Genomic DNA, 16,949 nt, shown 5'->3' with positions numbered 1-16,949 from the left:
TGCTCCCGCTGGGTGGCGTAGCCACCCCGAATGGATTGATGCAGTTTTTCAGACATATCGCGTCAGCCGGTTTTACGACGGCTGCGCCGCCGAGCGGGAGCAAGCTCCCTCGCCACGGGTTACGCGTCAGACCTTGCCGCGCAACATGCTGCCCAACACCTCATCCCGGCGCACCCACCCATGGAACAGCGCCGCCGCCAGATGCACCAGCACGGTCAGGAACAACAGATAGGCCAGGTAGCCATGGGCCTTGCGCAGCCACGCAAAAGTCTGGGCATCCGCTGGCAGGATGGAGGGCAACCGCAGCGATTCGCTAAGCATCACCGGGTCGCCTGCTGCCGAAATCATGCTCCAGCCCAACAGCGGCAGGATCAGCATCAAGGCGTACAGCAAGACATGCGAGGCCTTGGCCGCCAATACCTGCCACCCCGGCAGATCGGCTGGCAGCGGCGGCGTACGGCGAGTGAAGCGCACCACCAGGCGCACGATCACCAGCAACAGAATCGCGATGCCCAGAGGTTTGTGCAGTTGGAGCAACCATTCGTGGCGCTCGGACACCGAGGCGACCATGCCTGCGCCGATAAACAGCATGGCGATGATCATCAGGGCCATCAGCCAATGCAGCAGCCGAGCCAGCGGTGCGAAGTGTCGAGGGGCGTTCATTGACGGGACTCCTGGGTAGCGGGCAATTGGCTGACTTCGCTGGTGCGCCGCAGATAGGAACTGGCATAGGCTGCCGAGCGGGCGGCCAGCAGCGGATCACCCGAGCCTTCGATGCCACTGGGCAGGATCAGCGGGTCATAGTTGATGTCGCGGCAATCCCCGTTGTCCTGCGCCTGGGCGCGCTCCAGTACCAGGGTACCGGCGTTGAGCGCCTTGCGGTCGCCGGGCCAGGCCTTGCTGGCGTCGTTGACCGGGTCGCCCGGATTGGCCAGGGTAATGTTCAGCTGCCAGCGCAGTGGCCCGGCAGCCAGGCGTTTCGTCAGGTCCTGCTCAAGGAAGTCAGCGCCTTGGGGCGGCGTGGTCTGAGCCGCGTCCTGGCTCGTTGGTACTACCGCCCAGCGCACCGCCTGGCGCTCCCCCGAGGGGTTGACCAGATAGAACGCGTTAATCCCGTTATAAGTTTCGGTGGCATAGCTGGCCGAGGGTTTTGCGGTCTTGATCCATTGCAGGAACGGCATCGCCTCGGGATGCGCGGCAAAAAACGCCGGCACCGCCGCCGGGTTCGGTTTACCCGTGGCCGGATCCGGCGACTGGGCCTGTTGAAGCTGGAAGAACGCCTCGGGCGTCCCCACCGGGAAAACCGGCATGCTGTTCATGCCCGTGCGCCATTGCTGGCCATCGGACTGGGTAAAACGCAACGCCAGGCTGCGGATCGGCACGCTGCCATCGGGTGCGTAGGGGTTGCCGCTGGGCAGTGCAAAACGACCCACCACCGGCGTCCGCGCATCGTTGAACACCTGCGCGCTGGAGTAGGCTCGCGCCTCGCCGCTGTTCTCAAAATAGCCCGCAACGCAGACACCTTTGGAGTGATTGCGCCGAAAACCCGGATGAACCCCGTTATTGGTTTCCAGCACGTTGACCAAGGCCTTGGGCGTCAGTCGTTGCGGGTCCAGGGTACCGTTCACGTAAGCGAATGCCCCGGCCAGCGCGGCGACGACCGCGGCGATGCCGGTCAGGCGCAACGCCAGGCTGGCAGCGCTCAACGGCCGCCGACTCGATTCAGAAGAAGGGTCAACCATTTGCAGACTCCAGGGCACACGGCCATCTGTGGAAAGGACCCGTCAGACGAAAGCCCGACGGGTTTATTCCCACGTCGCGTATTTATTTTTCCTGCGCTGGAATAATCTCGTTCCCGGGTCGTCTTTCCAGTCCCAACTCAGCGATTGCCCAACGAAGCTGCCCGCCCATGAACGAACTCGACGACCAGTTGCGCCTGCTCATCCCACGGCTACGACGTTTTGCCGTGTCGCTGACCCGCAATCCCAGCAATGCCGATGATCTGGTGCAGGCATGCCTGGAACGGGCCTTGTCGAAATGGACCGACAAGCGCCCGGACGGCGACCTGCGGGCCTGGCTGTTTTCGATTCTCTACCGGCAGTTCCTCGATGCCCATCGCCGCTCCCGACGTTATGCGCGGATGCTCGAACTGTTCACCGGCCGCGACGATGCGCACCCTTCGGCCGAACGCAGTGTCATCGCCCAATCGTCACTCCAGGCCTTCGATCAACTGCCCATCGAGCAACGTGCGCTGCTGTTATGGGTCTCGGTGGAAGGCTTGAGCTACCAGCAAGTGGCCGACATCCTGGACGTGCCGACGGGCACCGTGATGTCGCGTCTGTCCCGTGCGCGCCAAGCGTTGCGTCAACTCAGCGAAGGCGAAATCGCCCGCCCTGCCCTGCGGATACTCAAATGATCAGCATGCCCCCCAGCGACAGCGACCTGCACGCCTATGTCGATCGCCAGCTCAGCGAAGACGACCAACGCCAGGTGCAGATCTACCTCGACAGCCATCCCGATGTCGCCGCGCGGGTCCGCGGATGGCAGCAAGACACCCAACAATTGCGCGCGGCCATGAGCGCGGCCCTGCAGCAATCACCCAACCCTGGCCTGGATCCGGCGATCATCCGGCAACGCCTCAGACATCGATCCCGACGCCAGCTGGCCAGTGCGGCGGTGCTGGTGCTGGCGGTCGGGGTCGGCGGATTCGGCGGATGGCAGGCACGGCAAATGACCCTGCTCAGCGCCGCAGCGCCCATGGCTGATGCGCTGCAGGCCTACCGCTTGATTGCCCAGCAGGGCGTCCTGCCCGCGGACTACCAGACGGGCGACGAGCAAAGCATGCAAGGCTGGCTCGACCGCTACTTCACCCAGGCCGACCGCCTGCCGGATCTCTCGGCGGCGGGCTTCAAGCCAGTCAGCGGACGATTGCTCAGTACTGACCAAGGCGCCGCGGCGATGGTGGTCTATCAGGACCCGAGCGGCCTGAAGATCAGTTTCTACGTGCGCCCACCTGGCCCGAAAAACTACCTGCTCCCCCGTGGCAGCCGGCGCGACGGTGAATTGCAGGCCGAATACTGGTCCGGGCCGGGATACAACTATGCGATGGTCATCCCGAGTGATATGCCGGCGGCGCAGAAGCTCAAGCAAACCCTGAAATTTTAACAGCGCCAATCCCTGTGGGAGCGAGCTTGCTCGCGATGACGGTGGTTCAGTTGGAAATAATCTCGACTGACCCACCGTCATCGCGAGCAAGCTCGCTCCCACAGAGGATATGGGCTGTTCTTGGGATTGTACTCACCCCTGCCTGAACACCTGCGAAGGCCTGCGCAGCAGCGGGTCGAACGGGTTGATGCGCGGGCCGATCGCCGCGGCTTCGCGCTTGAGCATCTCCACCACCGTCGGCAGGCGATCCGGCCCGAGCCGGTCGCTGATGGTCGCCACGCTCAGCGCTGCGACGGCCCGGCCTTCACGATTGAGAATGGGCACCGCGACCCCGGCCATGCCTTGCAACACACCCGTGTTGCGTCCGGCGTAGCCCAGTGTCCGCACGTTCTCGACCTCGGTGCGCAGGAAGACTTCATCGTACAAATGAAAATCCTTGAGCCGCGGCAGGTTGTAATGGATCACCGTGTCGCGCTCCTCCTCTGGCAGGAATGCCAGGATCGCCAGGCTGCCCTGCCCCACGCCCAGTGCCACGCGGCCGCCGATGTCGCCGGTGAACGTGCGAATCGGAAACGGCCCCTCGCTGCGATCCAGGCAGATGGCATCGAAACCGCAGCGCGCCAGCAGAAACAGCGAATCCCCCAGCGACGCCGACAGCCGCAACATGGCGGGCCTGGCCAGTTCACGCAGGTTACCGGTATTGCCGGCACGGGCAGCCAGGGCAAAGAAGTCCAGGCTGAGCCGATAGCGTTTGCTGCGCGCATCCTGCTCGACCATGCCCTCGTCCATCAGGTTGCGCAGCAAGCGGTGCGTGGTCGGCTGGGACAGGCCGATGCGCTGGGCCAGTTGCGTCACGCGCTCACCGCCTTCAACGGTCTCGCCCAGGCTGCGCAGCACCGCGAACAGCCGTGAGACCGAGCCGACCCCAACTTCATCTTTATCTATATTCCGCTCAGTGGAATCAGGCATGTCATTTCTCTTAAGATAATTTACTCACCGGATGAAACTGAAAATAGTCGTCGTCTCAGTGAAATAGTCCATTGAGCCCATCCTATTCTTCGTCCTACTCTGCGTCCATACAGGGGCGATTCGAACAACAGCGGCAGCCGACTTGATCTCGAGCGCCAACGCACCCCGCGACATCCTTTCGTATCTGCCCATACAAAAAAGCGCGCCTCGCGGCGACGCATAACAATCTCAGGTGGAGCGCAGTCATGGCTTTCGTGCAACTTGAAAACTTGAGCAAACGTTATGGTGACCTCGACGCTGTGGTCGCCACCAACCTCTCGGTGGAAAAAGGCGAGTTCGTCTCCCTGCTGGGGCCATCAGGTTGCGGCAAGACCACGACGCTGCAAATGATTGCCGGCTTCGTCGAAGCCAGCAGCGGGCGCATCCTCCTCGACGGTCGCGACATCACTCACGCCAAGCCGGCCAGCCGGGGCCTGGGCGTGGTGTTCCAGAGCTACGCGCTGTTCCCCCACATGACCGTCAAGGACAACGTTGCCTTCGGCTTGCGTATGCGCAAAGTGCCGAGCACCGAATTGCAGACACGGGTCGATCGGGTACTCAAGCTGGTGCGCCTCGACCAGCACGCCGAGCGCTACCCGCGTGAACTCTCCGGCGGCCAGCGCCAGCGCGTGGCTTTGGCCCGGGCGCTGGTGATCGAACCGCCGGTGCTGCTGCTCGACGAACCATTGTCCAACCTCGACGCCAACCTGCGCGAGGAGATGCAGTTCGAGATCCGCCGCATCCAGCGCGAGGTCGGCATCACTACGTTGATGGTGACGCATGACCAGTCCGAGGCGCTGTCGATCAGCGACCGGGTGGTGGTGATGCAGGCCGGTCGGATCACCCAGATCGACGCGCCCTACACGCTTTATGAACACCCGCGCACCGAGTTCATTTCCGGTTTTGTCGGCAAAGCCAACCTGCTCCCGGGCCAGCGGGACAGCGCCGGCGTCGTGCAAGTCTGTGGCGCCGGTCAAGGCGAGCTGACCCTGAGCCTGCGCCCGGAGAAAATCGATCTGTGCGCCGCCGGCGCGGGGCGGCTGCAAGGCACTGTCACCAGCCGTTTTTTCCTCGGCAGTCAATGGCTGTACGGCGTCGACACCACCCTGGGCGAGCTCAGCGTGGTGCGCCGCAACGACGGCTCGGCGCCCCTGACCGAAGGCACCGCCGTCGGCCTGGACTGGGATCCGGCGCTGCTGCGGGTGCTGAGCGTGGACGAGGTGTCGGCATGAAGCTGATCGATGCCATCAAGCGCGGCCGCCAGGGTTACCTGATGTCGGCCCCGGCCCTGGCCTTGTACCTGAGCCTGCTGGTCATTCCCCTCGGGTTGACGCTGGTGTTGTCGTTCAACGTCTTCGACTACGGCTCGGGCATCAACAGCGAGGCCTACACGTTCGAGCATTACACCAGCCTGCTGGGCGATCCGTACTTTTATGAAATCTTCCTGCGCACGTTGTGGATCAGCGCCCTGACTACCGTGCTCTGCGTGCTGATCGGCGTGCCCGAGGCCTACATCCTCAGCCGCATGGGCGCGCCCTGGCGCTCGATTTTCCTGATTCTGATCCTCACGCCGCTGTTGATCTCGGTGGTGGTGCGGGCCTTCGGCTGGAGCCTGCTGCTCGGCGCCGACGGCCTGGTCAACCAGACGTTGCAGGCCCTTGGCGGCTCGCCGATGAAGCTGCTCTATACGCCGTTTGCCGTGGTCATCGCCCTGGTCCATGTGATGTTGCCGTTCATGATCATTCCGGTGTGGACCTCGTTGCAGAAACTCGACCCGGCCGCCGAACAGGCCGCGCTGTCCCTGGGCGCGAGCCAGTTCACGGTGATCCGCAAGGTCGTGTTGCCGCAGATCATGCCCGGCGTACTGTCCGGCACCCTGATTGTGTTCGGCCTCGCCGCCAGTTCTTTCGCGATACCCGGCCTGCTCGGCGGGCGTCGCTTGAAGATGGTCGCCACGCTGATCTACGACCAGTACCTGTCGGAACTTAACTGGCCCATGGGCGCGGCCATTGCCGTCGCGCTGCTGCTGCTCAACCTGCTGATCATGCTCTCGTGGAACCGCATGATCGAAGGCCGCTACAAGAAATCATTGGGGTAATTCTTCATGTCCAGGAACGGTCCTTTCGCCCTGTTGTTTCACGCCCTGGTCGTGGTGTTCATGCTGGCGCCACTGGTGGTGGTCTGCCTGGTAGCCTTCACCCCGGAAAACACCCTGAGCCTGCCCACCACGGAGTTTTCCCTGCGCTGGTTCCGTGCCGTGTTCGAGCGCGCGGATTTTGTCGATGCGTTCTACAACAGCCTGGTCCTGGCGTTCTGCGCGGCGTCGCTGGCGGCATTGATCGCGGTGCCGGCGGCGCTGGCAATCACCCGGCTGGAGTTTCCTGGCCGGGATTTTTTCAATGGTCTGTTCCTGTCGCCGATCATCATTCCGCACCTGGTGCTGGGCGTCGCGTTACTGCGCCTGTTTGCGCTGATGGGCGTGAACGGCAGTTTTACCTGGCTGATCTTCGCCCACGTGCTGGTGATCACGCCCTATGTGCTGCGCCTGGTGCTGGCGTCGGCCATCGGCCTGGACCGCAGCGCCGAACAGGCTGCGCAATCGCTGGGCGCGGGGCGCTTCACCCTGTTCCGGCAGATCACCTTGCCGATGATTCTGCCGGGCGTGGCCGGAGGCTGGTTGCTGGCGTTCATCAACAGCTTCGATGAAGTCACGCTGTCGATCTTCGTCACCTCGCCGGCCACGCAAACCCTGCCGGTGCGCATGTATGTGTACGCCACCGAATCCATCGACCCGATGATGGCGGCAGTGTCGGCGCTGGTTATCGGGCTGACTGCATTGACGATGATTCTGCTCGACCGGGTCTATGGCCTGGATCGGGTCCTGGTGGGCAAACAATGAGGGCGCCATGGCTCTGCTGAAACGACTGGCCGAGCGCGATCGCCCGGCCCTGGACTTCACGCTCGACGGCTTGCCTGCCAGCGGTTTGCTCGGCGATACCGTGCTGACCGCCGTGCTGATCTGCGCTGAGCACTTGCGCGGCAGCGACTTCAGCGCCGAGCCCCGGGCCGGTTTCTGCCTGATGGGCGCCTGCCAGGACTGCTGGGTGCGATTGGGCGACGGCCGCCGCGTGCGCGCCTGCTCGACGCTGCTCGAAGCCGGCCAGCAGATCAGCCGCGAACCGGGGCGCAAGGTATGAATACTGCCAACCCATATGGCCCCATCGCGAGCAAGCTCGCTCCCACAGAGGGGCTGCTGCGTGCACAAAACCAATATACACAACTGATCACATGTGGGAGCGAGCTTGCTCGCGATGACGGCTTTGATAACGCAACAAATCCCCCGGCCCCGCCAGCGAGGTGGCCATGAACCCCATAGCCATCATCGGCGCCGGCCCCGCCGGCATCCGCGCTGCGCAAACCCTGGTTGCCCATGGCGTGTACCCGGTCCTGCTGGACGAGGCGGCACGCGGCGGCGGGCAGATCTACCGGCGCCAGCCGGCCAACTTCACGCGCACGCCGAACCAGCTCTATGGCTTCGAAGCGCACAAGGCCAGCGCCCTGCACCAGACCGTGGATGAATTGCGCGAGCAGATCGACTATCGCCCCGACACGCTGGTGTGGAACGCCGAGGGCGGGCTGCTGGATACCTTGCATGAAGGCCGCGCCGCGCGCCTGGCGTATGCCAGCGTGATCGTCGCGACGGGCGCCACCGACCGGATCCTGCCGGTCCCCGGCTGGACGCTGCCCGGGGTGTACAGCCTGGGCGCGGCGCAGATCGCCTTGAAGTTCCAGGGCTGCGCCATCGGCGAGCGAGTGGTGTTCGCCGGCAGCGGGCCGTTGTTGTATCTGGTGGCGTACCAATACGCCAAGGCCGGCGCCCATGTCGTCGCGGTGCTCGACAGCTCCCCCTTGAGCGCCCAGGCCCGCGCCCTGCCCGGCCTGCTCGCACAACCGGCCACCCTCGCCAAAGGCCTCTATTACCGCGCCTGGCTCACAGCCCACGGCATCGCCGTACAGCAAGGCGCCAGCCTTTCGCGCATCGATGGCGAACGCCGGGTGCAGTCGTTGTCATGGCAAAACGGAAAAGGCCAGCACCGGCTCGATTGCGATGCGGTCGCCTTCGCCCACGGCTTGCGCAGCGAAACCCAACTGGCCGACCTGCTCGGTTGTGAGTTTGCCTGGAACCCGCTCAACCGAGCGTGGCTGCCGCAGCGCGACCACGCCGGGCGCAGCAGCTCGCCAGGGGTCTACCTGGCCGGCGATGGCGCCGGGATCATGGGCGCCGATGCCGCCGAAATGGCCGGCGAACGGGCAGCCCTGGCATTGCTCGAAGATCTCGGCTACCAGGTCGACCCGCAACGCTGCGCCCAGCTGGAACAATCCCTCGAACGCATCGGCCGTTTCCGGCAAGGCCTGGAGCGCGCCTTTGCGTTTCCCGAGGACTGGGCGGACCGCGCCGCTGATGGGCTGATGATTTGCCGCTGCGAAGAAGTCAGCGTCGGTGACATCCGCCAGGTCGTCGATGAAGGCCACTGGGAGATCAACCGGGTCAAGGCCCATTGCCGGGTCGGCATGGGCCGCTGCCAGGGGCGGATGTGCGGTGCCGCGGCGGCGGAAATCATCGCTCGGGAAAGTGGACGCAACGTTCAGGAAATCGGCCGTCTGCGGGCACAGGCGCCGATCAAGCCGGTCCCGTTTGGCCTGGAGGTCGAGTCATGATCGAAGTGGATGCGCTGGTCATCGGCGGCGGTATCGTCGGCGCCTCGGCGGCGTTGTTCCTGAGCCAGGCCGGGCGGAGCGTGGCGCTACTGGAGCGGGACTTCTGCGGTTCGCATTCCAGTGGCGTGAATTACGGTGGCGTACGGCGCCAGGGGCGGCCATTGTCGCAACTGCCGTTGTCGCAACGCGCGCATGAGATCTGGGCGCGATTGCCGCAACTGATCGGCATCGACGGTGAGTATCAGCGTAGCGGTCATCTGAAGCTGGCCCGCAGCCTCGATGACCTGCGTGCGTTGCATGATTATGCCGCGAGCAGTCATGGCTTCGGCCTGGATCTGCAATTGCTCGATCGCGATGAACTGCGCAGGCGGTTTCCCTGGGTCGGCGACGTCGCGGTCGGCGCCTCGCTGTGCCCGGACGACGGTCACGCCAATCCGCGCCTGGTCTCGCCGGCATTTGCCCAGGCGGCTCGCAGGCATGGCGCAAAGGTTTACGAACAATGCCCGGTCAACCAGGTGACGCACAACGGCCAGCGCTTTGTCGTGCGCACCGAGACAGGCCTTGAACTGCGCGCGCCATGGCTGCTGAACTGCGCCGGGGCCTGGGCGAGTCGGTTCGCCGCGCAGTTTGGCGAGGCCGTACCGATGCACGCCGGGCACCCGGCCATGCTGGTCACCGAGCCGCTGCCGGTGGTGATGGACGCCAGCACTGGCGTGGAAGGCGGCGGCATTTATGCGCGCCAGGTCGCCCGGGGCAATTGCGTGTTGGGTGGCGGCCAGGGTTTCGCCCTCGATGACGCCCGCGCCCGCCCCGGCCAGAGCGCCGTCATCGAGATCCTGCGCCAGGCCGTCGAACTCTACCCGTTCCTAGAGGGCGCCCAGGCGATTCGCACCTGGAGCGGCACCGAAGGTTACCTGCCCGATCGCCAACCGGTGATCGGCCCGAGCAGTACCCAGTCCGGTCTATTGCATGCGTTCGGCTTTGCCGGCGCCGGTTTCCAGATCGGCCCGGCGGTGGGCCAGGCGCTCACTGAGATCATCTGCTGCGGCGCATCAACGACGCCGCTGGATGCGTTTTCCATCACCCGGTTCCACTCCATCTCCGTTGCTTGATAGAGGAAGGTCGCGCCAATGAATAACGTCAAACGCAGTGCACTGTTCGGTTTCTGCTCGCTGGGTTCCGCTTGCCTGGGCGCCCTGCTCCCGGTCACCCAGGCGTTGGCCGAGCCGACGCTTTACCTGGGCATGAACGGCGGCACCATGGAGCGGCTGTATGCCGACAAGGTCCTGCCGGCCTTCGAGAAAGCCAACAACGTCAAGGTAGTGATCGTGCCGGGCACCTCGGCCGACATCCTCGCCAAGGTCCAGGCCAGCAAGGGCAACCCGCAGATGCACGTGATGTTCCTCGACGACGGCATCATGTACCGCGCCATCGCCATGGGGCTGTGCGACAAGCTTGAAGACAGCCCGCCCCTGGCGCAGATTCCGGCCAAGGGCCGGATCAAGGACCAGGCCGTAGCTGTCAGCCTCGGAGTCACCGGGCTCGCGTACAACACGCGGCTGTTCAAGGAAAAAGGCTGGAGCACGCCCACCTCGTGGATGGACCTGGCCGACCCGCGGTTCAAGGACAAAGTGGTGTTCCAGTCCATGGCGTCGTCGACCTTCGGCCTGCACGGTTTCCTGATGTTCAACCGGATCCAGGGCGGCAGCGAAACCGACGTCGAACCGGGTTTCAAGGCCTGGCCGAACACGATCGGGCGCAACGTGCTGGAGTACATTCCCAGCTCGGCGAAAATCTCCGAAATGCTGCAAACCGACGAAGCCGCGCTGTTCCCGCTGACGCCGACCCAGGTGACCGCCTTGAAACTCAAGGGCATGCCAGTCGAGTACGCACAACCGAAGGAAGGCGCAGTGGTGCTCAACGTCGCGGAATGCGCGGTGGCCCACAACAGCGAACCCGAACTCGCGCAGAAACTTGCCGCGTTCCTGCTGACGCCTGAAGCCCAGGCCATTGCCCTGGAGGAAGGCGACCAGATCCCGTCCAACCCCAACACCCCGACCACTGACAAGACTCGTGGCCAGGTGGAAGCGATGAAGCAATACCTGGAAACCGCGATCGCGGTGGATTGGGACCAGGTCAATGAGCAACGTCCGGCCTGGAACGCGCGGTGGAATCGCAGCATCGAGCGCTAGGTTACGAAAACAGCCGAAACCAATTTGAATGAACCCCGCCGTAACGAGCACTCAGTAACAGAGGACCGCTTGATGCTAAATGGCGTCCTGTGAGTGCTCTGTTCTGGCGCTCCCTGGCGCCACATCCCTCAGCGCCTGGTTCAAGGGCAAATTTTCTCAACGTTTCGTGACTTGCACAATCACGGAATGTAAAACCAACAGCGTAACATCATTGAACGGATGCTCGGCTGGTTGGAGCGAAAACCGCCGCATCGTTACAATTTCCGACAAGCTTGCGATAAGTATACGGCAATGGTCTCGCTGGGCTGCGCCATGCGGTGTTTACGACATTACCTTTTGTACATCGCCTAAGCATCGTAGAGTCCAGATTTCTCTGGCTGAGACAGGAACGACTCGGCTAGAATTCCGCAGCTATAGGAAAGGACCTCGGAGCCTCAATGCAAAATATAAAAGGCGGCTATCGCTCGGATATCGATGGGCTACGAGCAGTAGCTGTAATCGCAGTGATACTGTATCACTTCAAGATCGGCTCAATCACTGGAGGGTTCGTTGGTGTAGACATCTTCTTTGTAATCAGTGGCTACTTGATAACTCGAATCATAACCGAGCAATGGAAAGAACATCAGCGGGTTAATCTCGGAGAGTTTTACCTACGTCGCGTCAGAAGACTATTACCAGCACTTATCGTTACGATTGGCGCATCCTATCTTACGGCTCTATTTTTATTCTCGCCATCAGACTTCAAGTCGATGTCGGGATCAGCCGTTTACGCACTTGCAGGCATACCTAACATATTTTTCTGGCTTGAAAGCGGATACTTTGATTCAAGCGCTTCTATAAAACCACTCCTGCACACATGGTCATTGGGCGTAGAAATTCAGTTTTACCTAATATGGCCTATCCTATTACTAGGAATACTGAGGAAAACCACACACATCAAAGTCACCCTGCTTGCACTCATAGCCCTAGGCGCGACTTCCGCCGTACTTTTTTTGAAATCAGATGCGTCCGGGGCTTTTTTCCTAACACCCTTCAGAGTTCATGAATTCCTGCTAGGTGGACTGGTGACTTTTATAGAACGACATAAGTTTAACAAGCTTGTCTCGAACGCAGTTTATGCGACAGGAATGATTTTAGTCGCCTACGCCATCTTTGTCTTTAGCAGCGAAACAACTCTATTTCCTGGTTTAGCTGCTCTCGTGCCCGCTGCTGGCGCTGCTTTGATGATCCTTGGAGGCCGAAACTCGACGTTGGCGTATCCGCTTTCATCCTGGCCGGCGGTGAAGATTGGAGAAATCAGCTATTCACTTTATCTGGTCCACTGGCCGGTTTTTGTCTTTACCAGCTACACACTCATGGGAAACGTCAGCCCCCTTCATAAACTCTGGCTTATCTGCTGCACTCTCGTTTTAGCCACCGCGCTTTACTATCTGGTCGAGAAGTTTTTCCGACATCAACAAGCTGCTCTCCTGAGCGGCCCAGCGTTTTCGTTAGCGACAGCCTTGGCCTCCATAGTACTTATTATTCCCGCTGCTAGTAGCTGGACTCAAAATGGATGGACATGGCGAATACCGGCCGAGCTTCGAGAAATCGGCAATATTGACATGCGCTCAGCCTCGATCTACGCTTTCGAACTGATCAAACGTCTCAATGAAGCAGAGGGCTTCGATACTTCCTCAAAGAAAGAAAAGATCCTTGTCATTGGAGACTCTCAAGCAGGAGATCTGATGAATATCCTCAACGAAGATGACTACCTTTCGAAATTCAACGTTATTTCACGCCTCATAGATAGCGCTTGCGGCACTCCATTACTAGAAAAAGACAAACAAGATAACTTCTTTAAAAAAATCAACCCCATAACCATGAGACTACCCGAATATATAAAACGATGCGAAACGGGTATGGCTAGAGCAGACGACCAGAAACTTCTCCTCGAGGCCGACAAGATATTTATAGCCTTTTATTGGCGCGACTTCGCGGAGCCATACTACCTGGATGCAATCAATAAACTGGCATCTCGGACCAAGGCAGAAATTTATATCTTTGGCAGGAAGGACCTACTGAAAGACAGCGCTTTCATCGCGACTACCTTGGGAAGGAGCGCGGGGCTCAGCCATTATGGGGCGACATACAAAAGCCCAGAAACAGAAAAGATCAATGCGCCGCTGAGGCTGATAAGGAACGTCAAGTACATCGACATGATGCAAGCGACCTGCCCAAGTGCCGATCAATGCCTTGTCATCGATGACAATAATAAACCCGTATTTTTCAACGCGACGCACCTTTCAAAAGAAGGGGCAAAAATGTACGGCCCCGTTACACGACGCTTGTTGGACGAGGCTATGATGAGTCCATCAGCACGAATGGCCGGCGGCTGAGTTTGCCAGGTAGCCGTACTGGCGGCCTCCCCTGGAAACGGAACCTCTGGATGTTTCAGTTCTCGGCTGCGTTGAGTACCCCCATGTTTGCATGAGGCGAAAACCCATACGTGGCGAGGCTTCGACCCATAGGTTATTGATGCCATTATACTGGCCTACAACACTTTGGCTTCTTATCACATGAGCTACAATTTCCATACAAAAACCATTGACGCGCTGCGAGGAATCGCCGCCGCCGCCGTTTTTTTTGCTCACTCAGACACGTCCGGGCTTGCAACTAATGCATGGCTTTCTGCCCACAAGGGCCTCCTCGGCGAGTTTGGAGTGTATGTTTTCTTTTGCTTAAGTGGATATCTGATTTGGCAATCGGGTACGCGCATTATCGGAACACCCGGCGGGATTAAGCTCTACGCAATCCATCGCTTTACTCGCTTAGTTCCGCTATACCTCATAAACTTACTTGTCGTTACGGTCGCAATCAGCTATATCGGCAGTCGCTGGACTCCTACTTACGATGCATGGAGCCTATTCAGACACCTCACTTTCTCTCAAGACTTATACCCTTCGGTTGCAAGAGACATCAACCCTATTCTGTGGACACTCACCCATGAAGCAATGTTCTACCTCCTGGTTCCCATAATATTAATGGCAGGTATCCGCAACAAATATATCATCCTGATTTCATCATTCGCACTGTTCGGGGCTTTCTGGGCATGCGGCTGGCTGGGATACTTCAAGTTTGCACAAATTTTTTACGCCTTTGCTCTGGGAATCTTCATTGCTGAGGCCAGCAACAGAGCAAGACTAGTTATCTGCCTTTTGGTTACTGCATTGGCGGTATACGCATGCCTGGGCGATATGCTGCATGCCCAAGCTGGACGCATCATAGCTATCGCTTTTGCGTTGTCCTGCATTTCCCTTACCAAAGACAAGGAGTGCAATCAGATATTCGCATGGTTAATCTCACCATTTGCATTCCTTGGCACAATTTCTTACAGCATATATATTTGGCACTATCAGATCATTAATGTCGTTGAATATCACTACTCATTCTTTAATCGACACATACCCGGATGGTCGCAATATGGCTTGGTCAGCGGAATAATCCTGTGCTCCATCTGTATAATCTTCTCTTACATTTCTTATAGGCTGATTGAAAAGCCTTCAATGAAAGAACTTCGAATCGCCATGGAGAAAATGATCGGCGGACGAACTGCTCTTGCTTAATGCACCCTCGTCATAGCCTTCGGTATCGGGCAGCCAATTGGCCGTTTCCGGAGGCATCGCCCAGCGCAGGGATACGCCCGGATGCTTGCATAGGTACCTGTGCTAGATCTGAACGATATCAGTAAGGCTGATAAACTGATTAACTGTCGGGCCCCAGCGCAGTGCCCGTTTCTTGGTAACAGCGACCCCGCCCATGCACACCCTCACCCAACTGCGCACCGGCCAGCTGTCAGGCATTACCCGACTGAAGCTCTCGTGCGGCCTGACGGAGTTTCCCCGGGAAATTTTCAACCTGGCGGACTCCCTCGAAATTCTCGACCTGAGCGGCAACCAGCTCGATACGCTGCCCGACGACCTGTATCGGCTGCCGCACCTGCGCGTGCTGTTCTGCTCCGACAACCGTTTCACCGAACTGCCCGAATGCCTGGGACGCTGCAGCGCGTTGACCATGATCGGCTTCAAGGCCAACCGCATCGAGCACGTGACCGCTCAGGCTTTGCCGCCACTGCTGCGCTGGCTGATCCTGACCGATAACCGCGTCAGCCAGTTGCCGGATGAACTGGGCCATCGCCCGCACCTGCAAAAGCTGATGCTGGCGGGCAATCGTCTTCAGCAACTGCCCGAGAGCCTCGCCCAATGTCATCGCCTCGAATTGCTGCGCATCGCCGCCAATCAACTGACCGAATTGCCGTCCTGGTTGTTGGAGCTGCCGAGCCTCAGTTGGCTGGCCTACGCCGGGAATCCCTTGGAAGCCCAGGCCGAGGCCGCCGCGCTGCATGCCGCCACGCCTGTCGACTGGCCGCAACTGAGATTGCAACACACTCTCGGCGAAGGTGCTTCGGGGGTGATCCATCAAGCGCTGTGGCAAGCACCGGGCCGCACCGCGCGAAACGTCGCGGTCAAGCTGTACAAAGGCCAGATGACCAGCGATGGCTCGCCACTGCATGAAATGCATGCCTGCATCACAGCCGGCAAGCATCCTAACCTGATCGAAGTATTGGGCCAGGTCAGCGGTCATCCCGGGCAACAGGCCGGGCTGGTGATGGCCCTGATCGGACCCGATTACCGCAACCTGGCCGGGCTGCCGAGCCTGGCGTCCTGCACCCGCGACGTCTACGACGACGAGCTGCGGCTGAGCGCAGCGGCGGCCTTGCGCATCGCCCAAGGCGTTGCGTCGGTGGCGGCGCACCTGCATCGCCAGGGCATCACCCATGGGGATCTGTACGGCCACAATATCCTTTGCAACGACCAGGGCGATTGCCTGCTCGGCGACTTCGGCGCGGCGTCTTTCCATGCCACGGCTGACACGCCACAAACGCGCGCCCTGCAACGCATCGAGGTGCGGGCGTTCGGGATTCTGCTGGGGGAGTTGCTGGCGCGGATCGAGCCGGCGCTCGCGGATGAGACGCTTGAGCGGTTGCGACAGCTGGAGACGCGCTGCTGTCAGCCGGACGTACTGGCGCGGCCGGGGTTTGACGAGATAGCTGGCTTGTTCGGCGACCGTGGCGAGGGAGCTGCCTCCCTTACCACAAGGTAAGTCGCTTAACCGGCCAGGCCGACAAACATGTCCTGCACATCGTCATGGTTGTCGAGGCCTTCCAGGAACGCCTCGACTTCGGCCATCTGCTCGTCGCTCAGGCCGCTGACCGGGTTTTTCGGCTGATAGCCCAATTTGGCCGACAGCACGGTGAAACCCTGCTCCGGCAATGCTTTCTGAACGGCGTCAAGGTCGGCAGGTTCGGTGATGAAAAGCGTCGCCCCGTCTTCGCCCGGCTCGAAATCCTGGGCACCGGCCTCGATGGCGGCCATTTCCGGATCGGCGTCAGGGCTGTCCGGCGCAGCTTCGATCATGCCGACATGGTTGAAATCCCAGGCGACCGAACCGGAAGCACCCAACTGGCCCTTGCGGAACGCGACACGGATTTCGGCGACGGTACGGTTGATGTTGTCGGTCACACACTCAACGATCAGCGGCACCTGATGGGGCGCGAACCCTTCGTAGGTCACGCGATGATACTGAACGGTTTCACCGAGCTGGCCGGAGCCTTTCTTGATCGCGCGCTCCAGGGTCTCGCGGGGCATCGAGGCCTTTTTCGCCTGTTCAACCACCAGGCGCAGGTGCGCATTGGTAGCGACATCGACGCCGTTACGCGCCGCGATGGTGATCTCCTTCACCAGCTTGCCGAAAATCTTGCCTTTGGCGTTGGCAGCCGCTTCTTTGTGTTTAACCTTCCACTGTGCGCCCATTACTCACTCTCTT

16 protein-coding genes are annotated in these 16,949 nt (G+C 60.5%); 12 read left to right on the top strand and 4 right to left on the bottom strand.

Features of this window, described 5'->3' with window-relative positions; genetic code table 11:
* Window positions 1-126: 126 nt before the first annotated feature.
* Together J3P96_RS10300 and J3P96_RS10295 are read right to left on the bottom strand one after the other, a co-directional pair.
* Window positions 127-663 (bottom strand): cytochrome b, encoded by a 537-nt coding sequence (locus J3P96_RS10300; protein WP_434656855.1) that lies wholly within the window; start codon window positions 661-663, stop codon window positions 127-129.
* Entirely contained in the window at window positions 660-1,742 is a 1,083-nt protein-coding gene (locus J3P96_RS10295) for a catalase family peroxidase (protein WP_434656853.1), read from the bottom strand. Before J3P96_RS10295 ends, J3P96_RS10300 begins: the two co-directional genes overlap by 4 nt.
* A gap of 167 nt (window positions 1,743-1,909) precedes the next feature.
* On the opposite strand from J3P96_RS10295, the gene J3P96_RS10290 reads away from it, so the two are divergent.
* Together J3P96_RS10290 and J3P96_RS10285 are read left to right on the top strand one after the other, a co-directional pair.
* Window positions 1,910-2,416 (top strand): sigma-70 family RNA polymerase sigma factor, encoded by a 507-nt coding sequence (locus J3P96_RS10290; RefSeq protein ID WP_434656851.1) that lies wholly within the window; start codon window positions 1,910-1,912, stop codon window positions 2,414-2,416.
* Window positions 2,413-3,165, top strand: a complete 753-nt coding sequence (locus J3P96_RS10285) for an anti-sigma factor family protein (RefSeq protein WP_434656849.1) — start codon at window positions 2,413-2,415, stop codon at window positions 3,163-3,165. Before J3P96_RS10290 ends, J3P96_RS10285 begins: the two co-directional genes overlap by 4 nt.
* Before the next feature lie 132 nt (window positions 3,166-3,297).
* Here J3P96_RS10285 and J3P96_RS10280 read toward each other — a convergent pair whose 3' ends face one another.
* Window positions 3,298-4,134, bottom strand: a complete 837-nt coding sequence (locus J3P96_RS10280) for an IclR family transcriptional regulator (RefSeq protein ID WP_434656846.1) — start codon at window positions 4,132-4,134, stop codon at window positions 3,298-3,300.
* Window positions 4,135-4,379: 245 nt separating this feature from the next.
* Between J3P96_RS10280 and J3P96_RS10275 the strand changes: the two genes are divergently transcribed.
* The 10 genes from J3P96_RS10275 (at window position 4,380) to J3P96_RS10230 (ending at window position 16,226) form a co-directional block, all read left to right on the top strand.
* Window positions 4,380-5,405, top strand: a complete 1,026-nt coding sequence (locus tag J3P96_RS10275; protein ID WP_434656843.1) for an ABC transporter ATP-binding protein — start codon at window positions 4,380-4,382, stop codon at window positions 5,403-5,405.
* Window positions 5,402-6,271, top strand: a complete 870-nt coding sequence (locus tag J3P96_RS10270) for an ABC transporter permease (protein WP_434573215.1) — start codon at window positions 5,402-5,404, stop codon at window positions 6,269-6,271. The genes J3P96_RS10275 and J3P96_RS10270 overlap by 4 nt, the downstream gene beginning before the upstream one ends.
* Window positions 6,272-6,277: 6 nt before the next feature.
* On the top strand, window positions 6,278-7,072 hold the full coding sequence (locus J3P96_RS10265) for an ABC transporter permease (RefSeq protein WP_434656841.1): 795 nt from the start codon (window positions 6,278-6,280) through the stop codon (window positions 7,070-7,072).
* 7 nt (window positions 7,073-7,079) lie between these two features.
* Entirely contained in the window at window positions 7,080-7,370 is a 291-nt protein-coding gene (locus J3P96_RS10260) for a (2Fe-2S)-binding protein (RefSeq protein WP_434656838.1), read from the top strand.
* A 166-nt stretch (window positions 7,371-7,536) separates the two neighbouring features.
* Window positions 7,537-8,892, top strand: a complete 1,356-nt coding sequence (locus J3P96_RS10255; RefSeq protein WP_434656835.1) for an FAD-dependent oxidoreductase — start codon at window positions 7,537-7,539, stop codon at window positions 8,890-8,892.
* Complete coding sequence (locus J3P96_RS10250) at window positions 8,889-10,004, top strand: NAD(P)/FAD-dependent oxidoreductase (protein WP_434656833.1); 1,116 nt, start codon at window positions 8,889-8,891, stop codon at window positions 10,002-10,004. The genes J3P96_RS10255 and J3P96_RS10250 overlap by 4 nt, the downstream gene beginning before the upstream one ends.
* Before the next feature lie 18 nt (window positions 10,005-10,022).
* Window positions 10,023-11,084 carry an ABC transporter substrate-binding protein gene (locus J3P96_RS10245; RefSeq protein ID WP_434656831.1) on the top strand — a complete coding sequence of 354 codons (1,062 nt, stop codon included), beginning with the start codon at window positions 10,023-10,025 and terminating at the stop codon, window positions 11,082-11,084.
* A 437-nt stretch (window positions 11,085-11,521) separates the two neighbouring features.
* The gene (locus J3P96_RS10240; RefSeq protein WP_434656829.1) at window positions 11,522-13,462 is read left to right on the top strand and encodes an acyltransferase family protein; all 1,941 of its coding nucleotides are present in this window, start codon (window positions 11,522-11,524) and stop codon (window positions 13,460-13,462) included.
* A 180-nt stretch (window positions 13,463-13,642) separates the two neighbouring features.
* Complete coding sequence (locus J3P96_RS10235) at window positions 13,643-14,689, top strand: acyltransferase family protein (protein WP_434656826.1); 1,047 nt, start codon at window positions 13,643-13,645, stop codon at window positions 14,687-14,689.
* 193 nt (window positions 14,690-14,882) lie between these two features.
* Entirely contained in the window at window positions 14,883-16,226 is a 1,344-nt protein-coding gene (locus J3P96_RS10230) for a leucine-rich repeat-containing protein kinase family protein (RefSeq protein ID WP_434656823.1), read from the top strand.
* 5 nt (window positions 16,227-16,231) lie between these two features.
* Here the strand turns inward: J3P96_RS10230 and J3P96_RS10225 are convergent, their stop codons facing one another.
* Window positions 16,232-16,936, bottom strand: coding sequence for a YebC/PmpR family DNA-binding transcriptional regulator (locus tag J3P96_RS10225; RefSeq protein WP_434656820.1), 705 nt, complete (start codon window positions 16,934-16,936; stop codon window positions 16,232-16,234).
* Window positions 16,937-16,949: the final 13 nt, after the last annotated feature.

The sequence above is a fragment of the Pseudomonas sp. R3-56 genome (genome assembly GCF_051132075.1).
Taxonomy (GTDB): Bacteria; Pseudomonadota; Gammaproteobacteria; order Pseudomonadales; family Pseudomonadaceae; genus Aquipseudomonas.
The sequence above is the reverse complement of the archived record's forward strand: the minus strand, read 5'-3'. Positions and strand labels throughout refer to the sequence as shown.